Below are 16,737 nucleotides of genomic sequence, written 5' to 3' on the forward strand. Positions count from 1 at the left end.
CTGGTGAGCGAGTTGATCGACCACACCCTGCGCGGTGGCTGGACGCCCTCCGGGGCCGGTGCCGCACCGCTGCCCACCCACGCGCTGCGCTGGTTGTCCGGGCGCCTCGGCCTGGACGGTGCCAGCACGCCCGCCGCGCCGGCGTCGCTGCTGGAGGTGCCGGACGGCGCACTGCCCGTGGAGGCGCGCGAGGAGCTCGTGGAGCTCCTCGGCGAGCATCAGGTGCAGACCGGCGCCACCGCCCGGTTGGGGCGAACGGGCGGCCTGTCCTACAGCGACCTGCTGCGCCGCCGCGACGGCGTGGGCCTGGCGGTGCCGGACGCGGTGCTGCTGCCCGCGGATCCGGAGCAGGTGCAGCGGGTGCTGGAGGTGTGCGTGCGCCACGACGTGGCGGTGGTGCCCTTCGGCGGCGGGACCTCGGTGGTCGGCGGGGTGACCGCGCTGCGCGGCGCGAAGCGCACCGTGGTGGCGCTGGACCTGGCTCGGCTGGACCGGTTGGTGTCGGTGGACCCGGTGTCGCGGGTCGCCGTGCTGCAGGCGGGGGTGCGGGCGCCGGAGGCGGAGTCGCTGCTGGCCGCGCACGGGTTCACCTTGGGCCACTTCCCGCAGTCCTTCGAACGCGCCACCATCGGCGGGTTCGCGGCGACGCGCTCCGCCGGTCAGGCCTCCGCCGGGTACGGGCGGTTCGCGGACATGGTGGAGGGCGTGCGGGTGGCGACGCCGGTGGGGGAGTGGCGGCTCGGTGCCGCGCCCGCCTCGGCCACGGGTCCGGACCTGCGGCAGCTCGCGATCGGCGGGGAGGGCGCGCTGGGCGTGATCACCGAGGTGGCGGTGCGGGTGCGGCCGAAGCCCACCGAGATGCGCTACGAAGCGCTGGTGCTGGACGGTTGGCAGGCGGCGGCGGACGCGGTGCGCGCGCTGGCGCAGCAGCGGGTCCTCGCCGACGTCACCCGGCTGTCCGATGTGGACGAGACGGCGGTGCAGCTGGAGCTCTCCGGCGGCGTGAAGTCACGGGCGCTGCGCACCTTGCTGCTGGGCAGCCGGATCGACGAACCGTGCCTGCTGGTGCTGGGCTGGGAGGCGGCCTCCGCGGCGGAGCTCAAGCAGCGCCGCGCGGCGACGATGCGGGCGCTGCACGGGTTCCGCTCGCTGCGGCTCGGGCCGCGCGGCGGGGAGGCCTGGCACGCGGCCCGGTTCGCGGGCCCGCGGCAGCGGGACGCGCTGCTCGACGTGGGCGTGTGCGTGGAGACGCTGGAGACGGCGACCTGCTGGTCGAGGCTCAGCGAGCTGCGCTCGGCGGTGCGGGCGGCGCTGGTGCGCGAGCTGGACCGGGACGGGCAGCCGCCGATCGTGATGTGCCACCTCTCGCACGCGTACGAGACGGGTGCCTCGCTGTACTTCACGGTGCTGGCGGCGCGCGGCGCGGACCCGGTCGACCAGTGGCGGCGGGCGAAGGAGGCCGCCACCGGCGCCATCACCGAGCGGGTGCCGGGCCACGAGCTGGGGCGCGGCACGCTCACCCACCACCACGCGGTGGGCACCGACCACCTGCCGTGGCTCGAAGCGGAGATCGGCGGCATCGGCACCTCGGTCCTCGCCGCGGTCAAGCAGGCCGTGGACCCGACCGGAATCCTGAACCCCGGCAAGCTCGTCGGTCCGTGACCGCCCGCCGCCGGGTCGCGGACGCGGGTGCGCCCGCCGAAGACCGCGGCGGTCCCCGGGCGTTGGCGGGCGTCGGCGCGGAGGAACCGCCCGTCGAGGTCCGCCGCACGGCTCACCGGCCTGCGCGAGGTCTTCCCGCCGATGGCCGGCCACCCGGGCGCTCGCGGGTTCTCGACGGCCCCTCCGGCGTCCCGTGCAGGTGGCTGAGCCACCCGCGAGGACGCGGCGAGGGGCCGCCGAGGTCCCGCCGACCGAGCCGCTCGCGGCAGGAGCGGGGACGGCCGATCAGATGGTGACGAGCATCTTCCCGGTGTTCTCGCCGCGCAGCTGTCCGATGAGCGCGTCGGGCGCGTTGCGCAGCCCCTCCAGCACCGTCTCGGTGTAGTGGATCTTCCCGTCGCGGACCAGCGGCGCCACGTCGGCCTGGAACCGCTCCCGCAGGTCCTCGTGGTCGATGACGATGAACCCGCGGATGCTCAGCCGCTTCTTCACGATCTTGAACAGGTTCCGCGGGCCGGGTGCGGGCTCGGTGTCGTTGTAGACCGAGATGGCGCCGCAGGCGGCGACCCGGCCGAAGTCGTTGAGCTGGTCGATCGCGGCTTCCAGGTGGTCGCCGCCGACGTTGTCGAAGTACACGTCGATGCCGTCCGGTGCGGCTTCGGCCAGCTGCTCGCGGATCGAGCCGTCCTTGTAGTTGAACGCCGCGTCGAAGCCGAGGTCCTCGGTGATGTGCCGGACCTTCTCGGCGGAACCGGCGCTGCCGATGACCTTCGCCGCGCCGTTGAGCTTCGCGAGCTGCCCGGCCAGCGAGCCGACCGCGCCGGCCGCGCCGGAGACGAACACGGTGTCGCCTTCCTCGAACTTCGCGATCTCGAACAGCCCCGTGTAGGCGGTCCAGCCGGGCATGCCGAGCACGCCCAGGTAGGCGTTCAGCGGCGCGGCGTCCGGGTCGACCGGGACGGCGCGCTCGGCCTGCACCGACGCGTACTCGCGCCAGCCGCCGTAGTGCAGCACGTGCTGGCCGACCTGGAACAGCGGCGACGCGGAGGCGATGACCTCGCCGACCGCGCCGCCTTCGAGGGCCTTGCCGAGCTGGAACGGAGGCACGTAGGACTTGGTGTCGTTCATCCGGCCGCGCATCGACGGGTCGACGCTCATCACGACGTTGCGGACCAGGATCCGGCCTTCTCCGGGCGCGGTGACCGGGGCTTCGACGGTCTCGAAGTTCTCGTGGGTGGGGAAGCCCTGCGGACGGCTCGCGAGCCGGATCTCGACGCCGGTGTCCGGAAGTTCCTGGTTCGTCACGCTGGCCTCCATATATACGAAACTGGTTCGTGTCGGAAATAGTGCGCACTGAGGGTGCACTCATGGTGGGACGACGGCGCCGCGCGTGCGCGCCGACGGCGCCCCACCGGGAAACCCCACTCCGAGGTGGACCTATTCCTGTCGCGGCAGTGGCATCGCTAACGAAATCGAACCAGGTTCGAGTAGCCTTGGCAACATCACTCCGGCGGCTTCCCGCGGCGCCGCGACGGCGACCAGCGGGACTTCTCCAACGAGCGGCGCAGCACCAGGTACGCCGACTGCACCGACGCGATCAGGTCCGCCGCGCGGCCCGGCGCCACCCGGCGATCCGGGTGCGGCATCGGCGTCACCCGCATCCAGCGCTCGTCCCACAGCGCCTCCATCGCGTGCTTCCAGCGCAGCTCCACGCCCGCCACGACCTCGTCGCGAGCCTCCGCCGCCGCCGCGATCCGCTGCTCGGCGACCGCCACCTCCTGCGCCAGCCGGGCCGACTTCTCCCGCTCGTGCTCGCGCATCCGCTCCGCCGCGCCGGTCGCCGTCGCGATGATCTCCTTGTAGCGGGCCGAAGCCGGGGCCTCGCTCATTCCGCGTCCTCCTCCGGGATGTCCGCGGCCAGCGCGCCCGCCAGGTCGAACGGCAGCACCACCTCGGGCTGGGAGTGCACCGAGCGGTCGAAGAACAAGCCGCGCCGCGCCCGCGGCGACCAGTGCACCAGCTGCCCGGCGGCGAAGCTCGACAGCTCCTGGCCGTGCACGTCGAACGCCACCCAGGCGCCGATCTCGTCCACCGGGCCCATCAGCGTCGTCTTCACCCGCTGCGCGCTGCGCCACCAGCCGAGCACGTGCACCCGCTGCTCCGGGCCCTGCTTGAGCAGTTTGCGCAGGTGGTCGAGGCCGCTGGTGAAGTCGGGGCCCTTCTTCTCCATCGCGGAGTGCGCGGCGTCGACGCCGTAGAAGAGGACGTACTCCGAGGTCTCGGTGTTCCCCACCGACCCGGATCGATCATCGATCTTGCGGGCGAGTTCGCCGACGACCTCCACTGCCGCGTCCACGCCGTGCCGCACATCCGTCTCGTGGCCCAGCTCTTCGAGCTTGCCCTTGAGCTGCTCGACGTCCGGCGCGACCTCTTCGACCAGGCCCAGCACCGTGAACCGCGCCTTCTTCGCGTCGTGCTGCCGAGCCAGCGACAACGCCGCCGCCCCCAGCACGCTCACCGCGTCCACCCGCACCGACCCGATCACCGCGAGGTTCCGGCCCGGCGAACGCTCCATCCGCACCGCCGCCGCCGTGCCGTTCACGTCGATGACCTGCCCGAGCAGGGCGACCGGGGCTTCCGCGCCCGTCGTCAGCCCGGTGAAGTCCGGCAGCTCGGACAGTGCGGGCAGCAGCGAGCCGTCGAACAGCCGCGGCGGCGCCGCACCCTCCTGCCGCCGCTCCCACAACCGGCGCTGCAGCTCGTCGAAGGTGCCTTTCGCGGTCGCGTCCGGGATCCGCGCGACCTCGTTGCCGTGCTTCACCCCCGACTCGTGGTTGATCACCGCGTGCCAACGCGGCAGCGCGAGCGCCGCTTCGTTCTGGTCGGCGAGCACCCGCCGCGCCTTCGGCAGCGCGATCCGCAGGATGAACTGCTCGAAGATCGCCGGCTTGCCCCAGAACGCCTCGATGCCGGAGACGTCCTGGCTGGCCAGCACCAGGTGGATGCCCTGCGAGCGGCCGCGCCGCGCCACGTCCTCCAGCAGCGAGGTGGCCTGCGCGGACACCGTGTCCCGCTCGGCGAACAGGTACTGGAACTCGTCGATCACCGCCACGATCCGCGGCCAGCGCCCGGACGGGTTCTCCGCCCGCAGCTCCTCCAGCTTGGTGACCTCGTGCGCCTTCGCCGCGTCCGCGCGGCGGCGCATCTCGGTCGCGAGGAAGCGCAGCAGCGCCAGGCCGAACTCGCGGTCCTCGTTCACGTTCACACCGACCAGCTGCGCGTGCGGCAGCCAGGTCGGGTCGCGGCGGCCCGGGGTGAACTGCGCGAACGACACGCCCTCCTTGAAGTCCAGGAGGTACAGCTCCAGCTCGTCCGGCGAGTACCGGGCCACCATGCCGCCGAGCATCGAGTACAGGAAGTTGGTCTTGCCCGAGCCGCTCGGGCCGCCGATCAGCGTGTGCGGGCTCGCGTCCCCGAGCGTCACCTTCACCGGTTCGCCCTCGTGGAACCCCGCCGGTGCCTGCAGCCCGGAGGCGGAGCGCTGCACCCACAGCGTCTCCGGCACCAGGTCCGCGAAGGTGCGCACCCGCGAGCGGCGCGTCACGAACTCGGTGGCGATCGCCGAGCAGGCCTTCGTCACCAGTTCCCGCGACGGCGGTGCGTCCAGCCGCACCACCGCTTCCGGGCCGGTCATGCTGGTGCGCGCCTCCTCGGCGTGCAGCGTCACCGACTCGACGGAGCTGTTCACCGTCATCGGCAGGTCCGCCACGATCAGCTGGATGCCGCAGGCCAGCCCGTTGCGCGCGACCCGCTGCAACTGCTGCTGCTGTTCCTCCCGCAACGGTTCGCCGTCGCCGAACAGCACCGCGATCCGCCACGGCTCGTCCCGCTGCCCGGTGTCCTCCGCCAGCGCGCGCAGCGAGATGTGCCCGCCGTTGAGCGCGCTGGTGTGGATGCGGCGGATGTGGTCGGACAGCTCCTCCAGCATCTCGCCGAGCCGCGTCGGGTCGTGCGCGGTGAGCAGCCCCGCGTTCGTCAGCGGGTACAGGCCCGGCAGCGTCCCGGTCAGCTGCGCCACGTCCCACACGTGCACCCGCACCAGGCCCGGCTTGTAGTGGCTGAGCATCCGCAGCACCAGGTTCTGCACCAGGGATTCGCGGGCTTCCAGGTTCTGCCGGTTCGAAGTGATCCGCAGGTGCGCCTCGTCGATCATCGGCACGGCCACCGGGAACGGGCGCGGGTCGGGGGAGGCGGGTACCTGGCCGGTGCCGATGCGCCACAGCTGCGGCGGCAGCGAGCTCGCCTCGGCGGTGCCCGGTTCGCCGAGCCAGTCCTGCCACGGGCGTCCGGCGGTGCCGGGGGCGGCCTCGGCGACCAGCGCGGCCAGCCGGTCCGGGCCGTGCCCGCTCCACTCGGTGAAGATCTGCTCGCGCTCGGACCGGGCCTCCTGCATCGCGCCGTCGAACGCGAGGTCGCGGGAATCGCAGACCACGGAGGGATCGCGCTCCGCCCTGGCCAGGCCGACCGCGGCGATGCGCTGGGCGAACTCCCGCTGGGCGTAGGAGGCGCGGACCCGTTCGAGCTCGTTCTCGGCGGCGCCGAGGGCGGTCGCGACGGTGGTGCGCAGGTGCTCGAAAGCCGTCTCGATGCTGCTACGCCGCTCGTTGCGTTTGCGCACACCCCACCTCGGCACCTGGTGTTGCAGACCGTGAGGAAACTACCACTCGGAATGTGTGGTCAACGGCGCGCGGTGGCGCGGGCCACCGCGCATCGAGCGCGCGGCGACCGGCCGGCGGCGGCCCGCCCGGCAACCGGCTCACAGCCGCATCGCGAACGCGCGCAGCGCTTCGACCACGTGCGTGATCGAGTCCAGCGTGCGTTCCAGCCCGTCGTCGGCGCGGCGCAGGTCCGCGGGCACGACCGTCTCCGGGTTGTCCGGGTCCAGCCGGGCCAGCGCCGCCCGCGTCTCCGACAGCGAACGCCTGCCCGTGGACAGCTGCCGCCGCGCCTCGTCCAGCTTCGCCTCGGTGGCGCGCACCGCGGCGAGCAGTTCGGTCAGCGACGACACGTCACAACCGCCCCGCCCAGCTCTCGGCCGAGTCGATGCTGCTGCGGATCGTGCCGCCCACCATCCGCAGGTTCTCCGTCGCCTCCACCAGCATGTTGCGCGCCATCAGGATCTCGTCCTGGCCGCTGCCCTGGATGGCCTGCGTCAGCATGTTCTGCGCCTCGTCCAGCGCGGAATGCGCCTGCTGGAGCGCGCCTATCGCCTCGTCGGCCTTCTGCTTGGCATGAGCAACTCCACTGCGAACATCGTCCACGCTCGCCATCTGCAGCCAACCTCCGGAGGGAGCTGATCGGGGTACGTCGATCCACAAGTTAGCGCCCGCCACTAGCCCGTTCGCGCGCAGGGCGGACGATGTTGATCAGAGGTGGTGACCGCGCCGAGGCCCCTCCGTGCGGTGCCGCCGCGCCCGCGGCGGACCTCCTCGGACGATCTCCAGCCGGTCATCCCGCGGGCTGCCGCTCCGCCGCGCCCGGAGCGGGTACGGCCGCGCTCAGCTCCACCGCGGCGATCCCGGACGGCGGTGTCGGCGCCGCCGACCACCGGGATTTCGCCGACCGTTCACGCACCTGCAACCGGGACCAGCCGCCGCCGCCCAGCACGCGCACCGCGTCCCGCACGATGTCCGCGGGCGCGCCCACCGACGGGCCGAGGTCCAGCACGATCCGCACCATCGGTGGTCGTTCCGTCCAGTCCACGATCGTCGAGTTCCGGGACAACCGGCTCGCCAACGCCCGGGCCGGCCACTCCGCGCCCGCCTTGCGCTCGGTCACCACGTCCACCAGCAGCTCCAGCCGCGGCCGCGGCCTGCCGCGCTCGTCCAGCTCGTCCACCACCGGTTCCGGTTCCGGCGCGGGCTCGTCCGGGTCGTCCACCGCCGGGCCGGCACCGGCCCCGCCGGGCAGCACCGAACCGGCCCACGCCTCCACCAGCAACCGCTCGCCGCCCGCCACCAGGGCTCCGAGCAGCTCCGGCTCGTCGATCACCGTCCACGCCGTCGGCGGCTCGCACGCCACCCGGTGCCCCGAGTAGCCCGGCCCCAGCTCGCGCAGGAAGTTCCGCACCGCGCGCGCCAGCGCCGCGGGGCCCGGCCGCTCGTCCGGCTCCGCGGCGGAACGACCGATCGTCACCGACCAGCAGCCCGGCTCCTCGTCGGAGCAGTCCCCGGATTCCACGATCCGGCCACCGACCCGGTGCAGCAGGGCGCGGCACGCGTCGCGTGCTGATCGGTCGTCGTCGGCGCCCACGACGACGGTGATGAGCAGTTCCAGCCCAGAGTTCTCAACCATCGCCGGGGCATTGTCTCGCATCCGGCACCCCGGGACGAAGGGTTGATCAGGTGAACCGCGTCGCCGCCCGGCTCATCCGGCAGCGGCCCACCCGACCCGGACGGTGGCCCCGGAGCCGTCCGGACGGGTGGTCCCGCCACCCGTTCGCACCTACCCGGGACGTGCGACGGCCCCGCCGCCCGAGGAGGACGGCGGGGCCGAACCGCGCGGTGGTCAGCCGCTGCTCGAACCGCCCCGCTGCTCGTCGGAGCGCTCGTGCTTGCCGCCGCCCGTGCGGTCCTGCACGTCGAACCGCTCCCGGCGCACCTCGTCCTGCACCGTCCGCTCCTCGGTGACGAGCTCGGTGCGCAGCCGCAGCCGCTCCACCGGCACCGTCTCCTTCGTGACCATCGGACGGTCCTCGTGCAGCACGACCTCCTGCTCGTCCTCGGCGAGCGAACCGGACCGGCCCATCGATCCGCGCTCCGACTCGGCGATCGGCTCCCGCTCGATGCGCACTTCTTCGTGGCTGATCGGTACCGTGACGGACTGCTGCTCGGTCACCACGTACTTGCGCACCCGCACCCGGCCGGTCTCGATCTGCTCGGTGTCGACCCGCAGCCGCTCCTCGGAGCGGGTCATCGACTTCATGCCCGCCGCGTCCCCGGCGGAGCCCGCCGTCGCGGAGCCGGACGTGGTCTTGCCGGTCGAGCCCTTCGTCGTCGCCGTGCCGCTGCCGGAACCCGTCGTGCCGGACTTCGCGGTGTCCCGCTCGGTGGCGCCGGTCGACGTGCGGCCCCCGGTCGGCGCGGCGCCGCCCGCGGCCGCCCCACCGGCCGCCATGCCGCCGGCCGCCGCGGTGCCCGACCCGGACTCGGTGGTGCCGCTCTGCTGCTGCGGCACGTCCCGCTGCTGCGGGGACGCCGAACCGCGGGCGAGGCCGTAGTAGTCGTAGAGGTCGTGGCCCTCCTTGTCCGACAGGTGGCCCTGCTCGGCGTCGACGCGCGGGGCGTCGCGCACCTTCTCCTTGGTCACCCCGACGTTGATCCCCTTCTCACCGCGCTCGGCGCCGGACAGGGGGACGAAGCTCTCCTTCGTGCCGAACATCCCGGTGCGGACCGTCACCCACTCCGGCTGGTGGTCGGCGTCGTCGACGTAAACGTTGCCGACCCGGCCGATCCGGTCGCCTTCCCGGTCGTACACCTCGCTGCCGATGAGGTCCTGTGCACGCTTGACGTCCTTCATGACTACCGCCTCACTCGTCTGCTGGGATCGCAGCCCGGGCTCGTCGCTCCGGCCGGGGAAGCGCGCCCGGCCGTTCGTGCGGTGCCGCGTACACCCGTGGTGCCCTGCTGGATTCGCCCGCAATCGGCGGTGCCGCCCACTTCGCTCGTGTGGGTGAGCACCCGGTGGGGGCGTTCGGCAGCTGGTCGTAGCGTTGCGTGCGAGCCAGTAGTAGCAGTCAGGCCGACGAGTGATCGCCGGTTCAGGTGTTGAGCTCGCGCCCCACGAACGTCAGCACCTCGTCGACGACCTCGGCCCGGTTCGTCTCGTGGAACAGCTCGTGCCGCGCGCCCGGGTAGATGTGCTCGTGGAAGTCCTGCCCGCGCACCCGGTCGATGCCCGTGCGGGTGTCGGCCTCCGGGACCAGCTCGTCCTCCTCGCCGTGCACCCACAGCGTCGGCACCCGCAGCACCGGGCCGTCGTTCACCGCCTCCAGGCAGCGGTCGATCATGTTCAACGTGCGGCGCTTGAACGAGCCGTGCCACACCAGCGGATCCGCCTCGTACGCCCGGCCCACCTCGGGGTCGCGGGACAACGTCGACGGATCGATCGGGGCCTGCGGGATCTCGTCGCACTCCAGCAGGTCCAGCACGTGCCAGGTGCCCAGCACCGGCCCGGACAGCACCACCGCGGCCAGCCCGTCCTGGTGCTCCTGCGCGAACCGCACCGCGAACAACCCGCCCAGCGAATGCCCGATCAGCACCACCGGCAGGTCCGGGTACCGATCCGAGACCTCGCGGCGCACCGCGCCCAGATCGGCCACCACCTGCTCGGCGTCCCCGATCAGCACGCGCTCACCAGGGGATTCGCCGTGCCCGACCAGGTCCGGCGCCACCACCAGCGCCCGCGCCGCCACCAGCTGCTCGGCGAGCCACTCGTACCGGCCGGAGTGCTCGCCGTAGCCGTGCACCAGCAGCGCCACCCAGCCGGGGGCGCGCCCCGACCACTCGCGCACGAACAGCTCGCCCTGCGAACCCCCGACGGACCGCTGAATAGCCTCGATCATGGTTTCCACCCCAGCACAACCGCACCGGCAAGACCAGCACCCGCGATGAGCCTGTCACCTGGTCGTTCCGCGAAGGTGCCCGGTGCCGACGGCACCGGGCACGACGTCCGCACCGCGCTCAGGCGTGGTAGGCGCTGTTGTCGATCGATCCGAACCCGCACACCGAGCCCAGGTCCCAGCGCACCGTCAGCGGGTCCTCCTCGTCGGGCGGGGTCACCAGGGCGCGCGCCGGCTCCGGCTGGCACGGGCCCTGCTCCGACTCGCCCTCGTGCGGCACCGCGGTCCAGTGCAGCGTCGAGCTGGCCGACTCGCCGGGGGCCAGCCGCACCACCTGCGGGCCGGGGTTCGGCGTGCGCTCCAGCTGCGTCGGCAGCTGCTGGCCGTCCGCGCCGAGCAGCTGCATGCCGCCGTAGCCGTAGAGCGTGCAGGCCTCGCCGCTGGTGTTGGTGAGCGTGAGCTCCGCGTACCGCTGGCCCGCGCCGGAATCCCCGTGACCCACCGCGCCGGACAGCTGCGAGGTGTGGCAGCGCTCCACCTGGTCGCGCGGTTCCGCCGCGGCCTGGCCGGAGGCGTCCGACCTGCTCTGCGCGGCCGTCGACGGATCGGCGTCGGAGGTCTCCGCCGGGGCGGGCTGCGCCTCCGAGGGGGTCGGCTGCGGGATGGTCGACGCCGGGGCGTCCGCGGTCGAGGCCACCTGCCCGGTCGGCGAACCGCAGGCGCCGAGCAGCACCGTGCCCAGTGCCGCGGCTGCGAGCGGGCCGATCCTCAGGCTCGCCCGGTTCGTCCTGCCCGGCTTCCTTGCGTCCAGTCGTTGCGAGAACACGGTTGCCCACCTCCATCGGCCGCCTCGTACGGCCCGTCGTCGTATCCGGTCCGCTGTTGTGAAGACGTTCGGCGCCACAGGTGGTTGCACGTCTTGCGCGGTCCGCCCGGAGTTCCCCCGGATGGAGGCGCCGCCGTGCGGGCCGCCCCCACTCTGCCGCCACCCGGTCGGGTTCGCGACCCGCGCGGCCGAGCATGATCGATTTCTACGGCGGTCGGCGGGCGACATGATCGCTTTGGCGAAAACAGGACCGATCGGGTGGAGCTCTTGACCTGAACGGCGGAACTCGATGATCGTTGACCTTCGATACGTTGGCTGTGAGAACTGTCCCCGCCCGGCAGCGAAGATCGTTCCTCGCTTTCGGAAGAAATGCCGGCGCCGGGGTCGGCGGAACAGACCGAAGACCGAGACGAGACCGCCGATCCGGTTCGTGCGCCGCGACTCGCGCACCGGGCCGCATCCGGTGAAGTGAGGGGGTTCGGGGATGGCGAGCATTCCAGGAATCGATGTCGCGCGATATCAAGGAGAACCGGACTGGGCCGCGGTGCGCGGCGCCGGATTCGCCTTCACCTACATCAAGGCGACCGAAGGCGTCGGCTATGTGAGCCCGACGCTGGATTCGCAACTCGGCGGGGCTCGCGGGGCCGGCCTGGTGACCGGGCTGTACCACTTCGCCCGACCGGACACGAACTCGCCGCAGGCCGAAGCCGCGGACTTCGCGGGCCAGCTGGCCCGCACCGGCTCGGCCGGGCCGGGGAACCTGCCGCCGTGCCTGGACATGGAGACCGAGGCCGCCGACCTCGGCGCGTGGATCAAGGGGTTCGTGGACGCGCTGCGCGGGCACACGGGGCGCAACGAGGTCGTCGTGTACGCCTCGTCCACGTGGTTCAGCGACAAGCTGGCCACCGATTCGTGGGTCGACCCCGGGGTGTTCCTGTGGGTCGCGCACTACGGCCGCCCCGCGGGCCAGCCGGGCTTCCTCACCGACCGGGTGGCGATCCACCAGCACGCCTCCGACGGCAAGGTGCCGGGCATCGCCGGTGACACCGACCTGAACGTGTCGCTGGTGGACCTGCCGGTGCTGACCGGCGGCACCGAGGCGCCGCCCGCGCCGCCCGCCCCGCCCGCGCCCGAGACCTACGTGGTGCAGCCCGGGGACACGCTCTCCGGGATCGGCGCGAAGGTCGGTGTGGCCTGGCAGTCGATCGCCCAGGCCAACGGGATCACCGACCCGAACCTGATCTACGTCGGCCAGGTGCTGCGCATCCCGCGCTGACCCGGCTCAGGTGCTCAACGGCCCACCCGGACGGCGGGTGGGCCGTTCGCCGGTGCGCGGTCAGGTGAGGACGGGGGCGCGGGCCAGCACCGCGCCCAGCCCGTAGGCCGCGCCCATCACGCCCACCTCCACCGCCGCCCAGGTGATCAGCGCGGTGCGCCGGTGGCGTTCCACCAGCGGCAGCAGCCGGAACCGGGCGTGCCCGCCCAGCGCGGCCAGCAGCACCAGCAGCACCGCCTTGAGCAGCACGATCCGGCCGTACCCGGTGCCGATCAGTCCACCGAGCCCGGCGCCGGCGGTGGTGAGCTCGGTGCCGCCGTTGAACACCCCGGACACCGCGACCAGCACGATCGCGCCGGTCGCCAGCTTCGAGTAGCGCGGCAGCGTGCTCGCCAGCAGACCGCGGCGCGGGGCGACGAACGCGGCGATCGCGGCCAGCCCGCCCGCCCACACGGCCGCGGCGAGCACGTGCAGCTGCACCGAGAGCATGCTCAGGTCGTGGTACTCCCAGTCGACGGCGTGCCCGGTCAGCGGCATCGGCAGCAGCCCGAGCAGCGCGAGCACCGCGCCCAGGTCGTCGGTGAGCCGGTCCGCGCCGTTCCCGCGGGCATCCCGGACGACCCCGGTGAGGCCGAGCGCCGCGCAGCCCGCGGCGCACCCCGCGCCCAGCGCCAGCGCCGCTCCGGCCGGGACGCCGCTGACGTAGCGGGCCACGTCCTCCGCGGTCGGGCTGCCGGTGGCGAGCTCGGCCGTGTACAGCCCGAGCAGCAGCAGCGAGCAGGCCAGCCAGCTCAGCGCCGTGACCACCGCGGCGCGCCGGGTCAGCGCGAGCAGGGCGCGGGCGCGGCCACCGTGGTCCGGGACCAGGCGGGGCAGCATGCCGAGTCCGACGGTGGCGACGGCGGCCACGTCGAGCAGCGCGCGGACGACCGGGGCGCCGTAGCGCACCGCGACCGCGGGATCGACCAGGCCGGGTACGTCGTCCGCGCCGACGTGCAGGGTCGCGGCCCAGGCCGCGGCCGCGGCCAGCAGTGCGGGAACGGCGAGCAGCGCCGGGGCTGCTCGGGTCGAGCGGCCGACGCCGGTGCTCGGCCGCCGGGCGGACGGGGAGGTGCGGCCGGTGGGTTCGGGCGCGGTCCCGGGGTCGGCGGGCATCGCAGCATCGTCCCACCCCCGGCAGGTCCGGGGGAGCGGTCCGCGGCTCACCGGGAACGGTTCAGGGTGTTGGTCCTATCACGATCCACCGGCGATTAGTTGATCTTGTTTGTGCGGTCGTCGCCCGCTGGCGTGCGTTTATTCCTGCGGCGCAACGATGTGCGCGGTTCGCAACGGCTGCGGCGACCGCGGCGGGAAACCGCTGTTCGTTGTGTTGCTGACAAGCGTCTCAGGGGTCTTGTTCTACAGTCGTGCACGTGGATCAAGCGGGAGGTAATGAGTGGGCGGGGTATGTGGCGCATACCCCGCCGCTGCTCGTGCCCGCGGATTCCCCGGAGGTGTGCGCCGTCGAGCGACCGAACCGGCACCGCCCGCGTTCGACCGTTCACGGCACGCATTCCCGATATCCGGTTCGAGGCTTCCGCGGGGCGCCCGCGCGTTTCGCGCGCGCGGGCCGTTCGCGGCTATTCGCTGATTGTTTCCCCGCGGGTTCTCGCGGAGCTGGAAGTCTTATCGCGCGGGCCGCGGTCGAACGGGAGCAGCGGGGCCCGGGTGTCGAACGGGGTGGTCCGGGTGATCCCTTGCGCGGAACGGACGATGCCGGGGGCGACGGGTCGTCGCTGCGGTGTTCGGTCGAATCGGACGCCGGTGTCCAGGGCGAACCGGTCGGATCGTCGGAAGTGCACCCGGGGGTGAGCGGGCCGGGGCCATCATGGGGTGGCGGGCCCGGGATCGCGGGGCCGCGGGAGCGGCCCGGTGCGGCGGACGAGCCGGATCAGGGAAATTGAGGGTGTGCCCCGATGTGGGGCGAACCCGCGATGCGCGAGATTGAGCGGTGTGGACGAACAGCACGGGCTGCCGGCGGCAGCAGCGACCAGGGGTGGAGCCGGTGGACGTCCGTTCGCGGGCGTCGTCACCGGTGGTGCGCGCCCGGTCGCGCACCGCGCAGACCGCGCCGGGCGGGGCCCGGCGAGGTCCGCGGCGCCCGGTGACCGGCAGGTGAGCTTCGTGGAGCGGGGTGCGCGGTGACCACACTCGCGGTGGCGCTGGCCGCGCTGGGCGCCTGCGGTTACGCCGTCGGCGCCCGGTTGCAGCACGGCGCGGTGCAGGACGCGATCGGCGACGACGGCTTGAAGGTGCGCAGCCAGGTGCGGCTGCTGCGCAACCAGCGATGGCTGCTGGGGCTGCTGGCGCTGGGCAGCGGGGCGCTGCTGCACGCCTGCGCGCTGGGGCTGGCGCCGCTGAGCGTCGTGCAGCCGGTCGGCGTGCTGGCGCTGCCGATCACCGTGCTGCTCAACGCCCGCCAGCAGGGCATCCGCACCCGCGACCTCAACGTGCACGTGGTGCTCTCGGTGCTGGCCGCGACCGGTGGTGTCGCGGCGTTCGTGTTCCTCGCGGCGGGCAGCGCTACCTCCACCCCGGTGATGCCGGACGACCAGCTGCTCGCCACTCAGCTGGTGGCGGGCACGGTGCTGGCGCTGGGCGTGGTCGGCCTGGTCACCAGGTCGAAGGTCCGCTGCATGGCCTACGCGGCGGGCTGCGCCGTCGCCTACGGGCTGGTCTCGCTGCTGGTGCGGGCGCTGGTCCAGCAGTTCGGCAGCGCGCCGCTGCTGAGCATCAACCCGCTGCCGCTGGTCGTGATCGTGGTGGCGATGGCGGTGGGCGGCTGGTTGCTGCAGCACGGCTACGCGAGCGGCCCCCCGGACCTGGTCGTGGCCTGCCTGACCGTGATCGACCCGCTCGTGGCGGTGGGCCTGGGCATCGGGCTGCTGGGTGAGGCCGATGCCGTGGACGGTGCGACCGCGATCGGCGAGCTGCTGTGCGCCGTGATCGCCTGCGCAGGCGTGTTCGCGCTCGCGCGGCACCATCCGGACACCCAAGATCGGCGAGTGCAAGCAACCGTGACCGGCGACGGCGACGCCGACGTTCGGCGGATACGTTCTGACGGGAGTTCAACTTGACTTCGCAACCGTTCGGCGGAGATCGGCTGCGCATCGTGATCGGCGCGGTGATGTACCCGCCCGAGGTGAACGGTGCGGCGAACTTCGGCCACCGGCTCGCGACCGGGCTGGCCCGCCGTGGCCACGACGTGCACGTGATCTGCCACTCGGTGGACCGCAACGAGAGCACCGGCGTCGAGGACGGCGTGACGGTGCACCGCGTCGCGTCCTACCGGACCCCGGCGCACCCGACGTTCCGGGCGTGCCCGCCGTGGCAGGCCTCGTCGGTCGCCGACCGATTGCTGCGCGAGATCCAGCCGGACATCGTGCACGTCCAGTCGCACTTCTTCATCGGCCGCGGCCTGATCAACGCCGCGCGCCGTCAGGGCATCGGGCTCATCGCCACCAACCACTTCATGCCGGAGAACATCTTCGGCTACGTGCGCATCCCGAAGGCCCTGCAGAAGGCGGGCGCGCGGTTGCTCTGGCACAACCTGATCAAGCACTACGGCAAGGCGCAGCTGGTGACCGCGCCCACGCCGCGCGCGGTGCAGCTGCTCCAGGACAACGGGTTCTCCCGGCCGGCGGTGCCGGTGTCCTGCGGCATCGACGTCGGGCGGTACCGGCGCCGGGCGCAGGAGCTGCGCAAGCAGGACCCGAACTCCGCGACCCGCACCGTCCTGTTCGTCGGCAGGCTCGACGAGGAGAAGCACATCGACGACCTGCTGCGGGCGATGGCGCTGCTCAAGACCGAGCACCCGACCCGCCTGGAGATCGTCGGCGACGGCAGCTGCCGCGAACCGCTGGGCGAGCTGGCGGCGGAGCTCGGCATCTCGGACCGGGTGCACTTCGCGGGCCTGGTCGACGAGGAGGAGCTGCTCGACGCCTACGCCAGGGCGGACCTGTTCTGCATGCCGAGCATCGCCGAGCTGCAGAGCCTCGCCACGATGGAGGCGATGTCCGCGATCACCCCGGTGGTGCTGGCGGACGCGATGGCGCTGCCGCACCTGGTCGAGGCGGGGGAGAACGGCTGGCTTTACCGGCCGCGGGACGTGCACGCCCTGGCGCACGCCATCGACGACGTGCTCGCGGACCGCGCCACCATCGACCGGATGGGCGCCGCCGGGGAGCGGCTGGTCAGCAGCAAGCACGACATCGACGCGGTGCTGGCCCGCTTCGAATCGATCTACCGGCACGCGCTCGCGCACGACGACGGGGTGACACCCGTCGAGCTGCCCGCCGAGCTGGCCAGCTGAGG

14 protein-coding genes are annotated in these 16,737 nt (G+C 73.1%); 4 read left to right on the plus strand and 10 right to left on the minus strand.

The window, feature by feature from the left end:
- The first annotated feature begins 3 nt into the window (after positions 1-3).
- A complete protein-coding gene (locus LCD35_RS03165; RefSeq protein ID WP_225043673.1) occupies positions 4-1,662 on the plus strand; it encodes an FAD-binding oxidoreductase in 1,659 nt (552 codons plus the stop codon).
- Between the two features lie 285 nt (positions 1,663-1,947).
- Here the strand turns inward: LCD35_RS03165 and LCD35_RS03170 are convergent, their stop codons facing one another.
- From LCD35_RS03170 to LCD35_RS03210, 9 genes are all read right to left on the minus strand, one after another.
- Positions 1,948-2,979, minus strand: a complete 1,032-nt coding sequence (locus LCD35_RS03170) for an NADP-dependent oxidoreductase (protein ID WP_374108024.1) — start codon at positions 2,977-2,979, stop codon at positions 1,948-1,950.
- Between the two features lie 185 nt (positions 2,980-3,164).
- Positions 3,165-3,551, minus strand: a complete 387-nt coding sequence (locus tag LCD35_RS03175) for a hypothetical protein (RefSeq protein ID WP_224956615.1) — start codon at positions 3,549-3,551, stop codon at positions 3,165-3,167.
- Positions 3,548-6,340 (minus strand): FtsK/SpoIIIE domain-containing protein, encoded by a 2,793-nt coding sequence (locus tag LCD35_RS03180; protein WP_224956614.1) that lies wholly within the window; start codon positions 6,338-6,340, stop codon positions 3,548-3,550. Before LCD35_RS03180 ends, LCD35_RS03175 begins: the two co-directional genes overlap by 4 nt.
- 138 nt (positions 6,341-6,478) lie before the next feature.
- Positions 6,479-6,730: a hypothetical protein gene (locus LCD35_RS03185; protein ID WP_224956613.1), complete on the minus strand. Its 252-nt coding sequence runs from the start codon at positions 6,728-6,730 to the stop codon at positions 6,479-6,481.
- 1 nt (position 6,731) lies between these two features.
- The gene (locus tag LCD35_RS03190; RefSeq protein ID WP_224956612.1) at positions 6,732-6,992 is read right to left on the minus strand and encodes a hypothetical protein; all 261 of its coding nucleotides are present in this window, start codon (positions 6,990-6,992) and stop codon (positions 6,732-6,734) included.
- Between the two features lie 178 nt (positions 6,993-7,170).
- Positions 7,171-8,016: a hypothetical protein gene (locus LCD35_RS03195; protein WP_224967898.1), complete on the minus strand. Its 846-nt coding sequence runs from the start codon at positions 8,014-8,016 to the stop codon at positions 7,171-7,173.
- 213 nt (positions 8,017-8,229) lie between these two features.
- Positions 8,230-9,240, minus strand: a complete 1,011-nt coding sequence (locus LCD35_RS03200; protein ID WP_224956607.1) for a DUF2382 domain-containing protein — start codon at positions 9,238-9,240, stop codon at positions 8,230-8,232.
- Positions 9,241-9,481: 241 nt separating this feature from the next.
- Positions 9,482-10,285 (minus strand): alpha/beta hydrolase, encoded by an 804-nt coding sequence (locus tag LCD35_RS03205; RefSeq protein ID WP_224956606.1) that lies wholly within the window; start codon positions 10,283-10,285, stop codon positions 9,482-9,484.
- A 118-nt stretch (positions 10,286-10,403) separates the two neighbouring features.
- The gene (locus tag LCD35_RS03210) at positions 10,404-11,108 is read right to left on the minus strand and encodes a DUF4232 domain-containing protein (RefSeq protein WP_224956605.1); all 705 of its coding nucleotides are present in this window, start codon (positions 11,106-11,108) and stop codon (positions 10,404-10,406) included.
- 484 nt (positions 11,109-11,592) lie between these two features.
- Here LCD35_RS03210 and LCD35_RS03215 point away from each other — a divergent pair, with 484 nt between their 5' ends.
- Positions 11,593-12,384 carry a GH25 family lysozyme gene (locus tag LCD35_RS03215; protein WP_224978358.1) on the plus strand — a complete coding sequence of 264 codons (792 nt, stop codon included), beginning with the start codon at positions 11,593-11,595 and terminating at the stop codon, positions 12,382-12,384.
- Positions 12,385-12,444: 60 nt separating this feature from the next.
- On the opposite strand, the gene LCD35_RS03220 is transcribed toward LCD35_RS03215, so the two are convergent.
- Positions 12,445-13,539: a CopD family protein gene (locus tag LCD35_RS03220; protein WP_224956603.1), complete on the minus strand. Its 1,095-nt coding sequence runs from the start codon at positions 13,537-13,539 to the stop codon at positions 12,445-12,447.
- 1,025 nt (positions 13,540-14,564) lie between these two features.
- Between LCD35_RS03220 and LCD35_RS03225 the strand changes: the two genes are divergently transcribed.
- Together LCD35_RS03225 and LCD35_RS03230 are read left to right on the plus strand one after the other, a co-directional pair.
- Complete coding sequence (locus LCD35_RS03225; RefSeq protein ID WP_224963112.1) at positions 14,565-15,500, plus strand: hypothetical protein; 936 nt, start codon at positions 14,565-14,567, stop codon at positions 15,498-15,500.
- Positions 15,497-16,735 (plus strand): glycosyltransferase, encoded by a 1,239-nt coding sequence (locus LCD35_RS03230; protein ID WP_225043674.1) that lies wholly within the window; start codon positions 15,497-15,499, stop codon positions 16,733-16,735. The genes LCD35_RS03225 and LCD35_RS03230 overlap by 4 nt, the downstream gene beginning before the upstream one ends.
- Positions 16,736-16,737: the final 2 nt, after the last annotated feature.

The sequence above is a fragment of the Saccharopolyspora sp. 6V genome (assembly GCF_020176785.1).
Taxonomy (GTDB): Bacteria; Actinomycetota; Actinomycetes; order Mycobacteriales; family Pseudonocardiaceae; genus Saccharopolyspora_C; species Saccharopolyspora_C gregorii.

Bases quoted from the DNA above. Each gene is read 5' to 3' on its own strand.
- LCD35_RS03170 (WP_374108024.1), bottom strand. From the start codon at position 2,979: ATGGAGGCCAGCGTGACGAACCAGGAACTTCCGGACACCGGCGTCGAG.
- LCD35_RS03175 (WP_224956615.1), bottom strand. From the start codon at position 3,551: ATGAGCGAGGCCCCGGCTTCGGCCCGCTACAAGGAGATCATCGCGACG.
- LCD35_RS03190 (WP_224956612.1), bottom strand. From the start codon at position 6,992: ATGGCGAGCGTGGACGATGTTCGCAGTGGAGTTGCTCATGCCAAGCAG.
- LCD35_RS03195 (WP_224967898.1), bottom strand. From the start codon at position 8,016: ATGGTTGAGAACTCTGGGCTGGAACTGCTCATCACCGTCGTCGTGGGC.
- LCD35_RS03200 (WP_224956607.1), bottom strand. From the start codon at position 9,240: ATGAAGGACGTCAAGCGTGCACAGGACCTCATCGGCAGCGAGGTGTAC.
- LCD35_RS03205 (WP_224956606.1), bottom strand. From the start codon at position 10,285: ATGATCGAGGCTATTCAGCGGTCCGTCGGGGGTTCGCAGGGCGAGCTG.
- LCD35_RS03215 (WP_224978358.1), top strand. From the start codon at position 11,593: ATGGCGAGCATTCCAGGAATCGATGTCGCGCGATATCAAGGAGAACCG.
- LCD35_RS03220 (WP_224956603.1), bottom strand. From the start codon at position 13,539: ATGCCCGCCGACCCCGGGACCGCGCCCGAACCCACCGGCCGCACCTCC.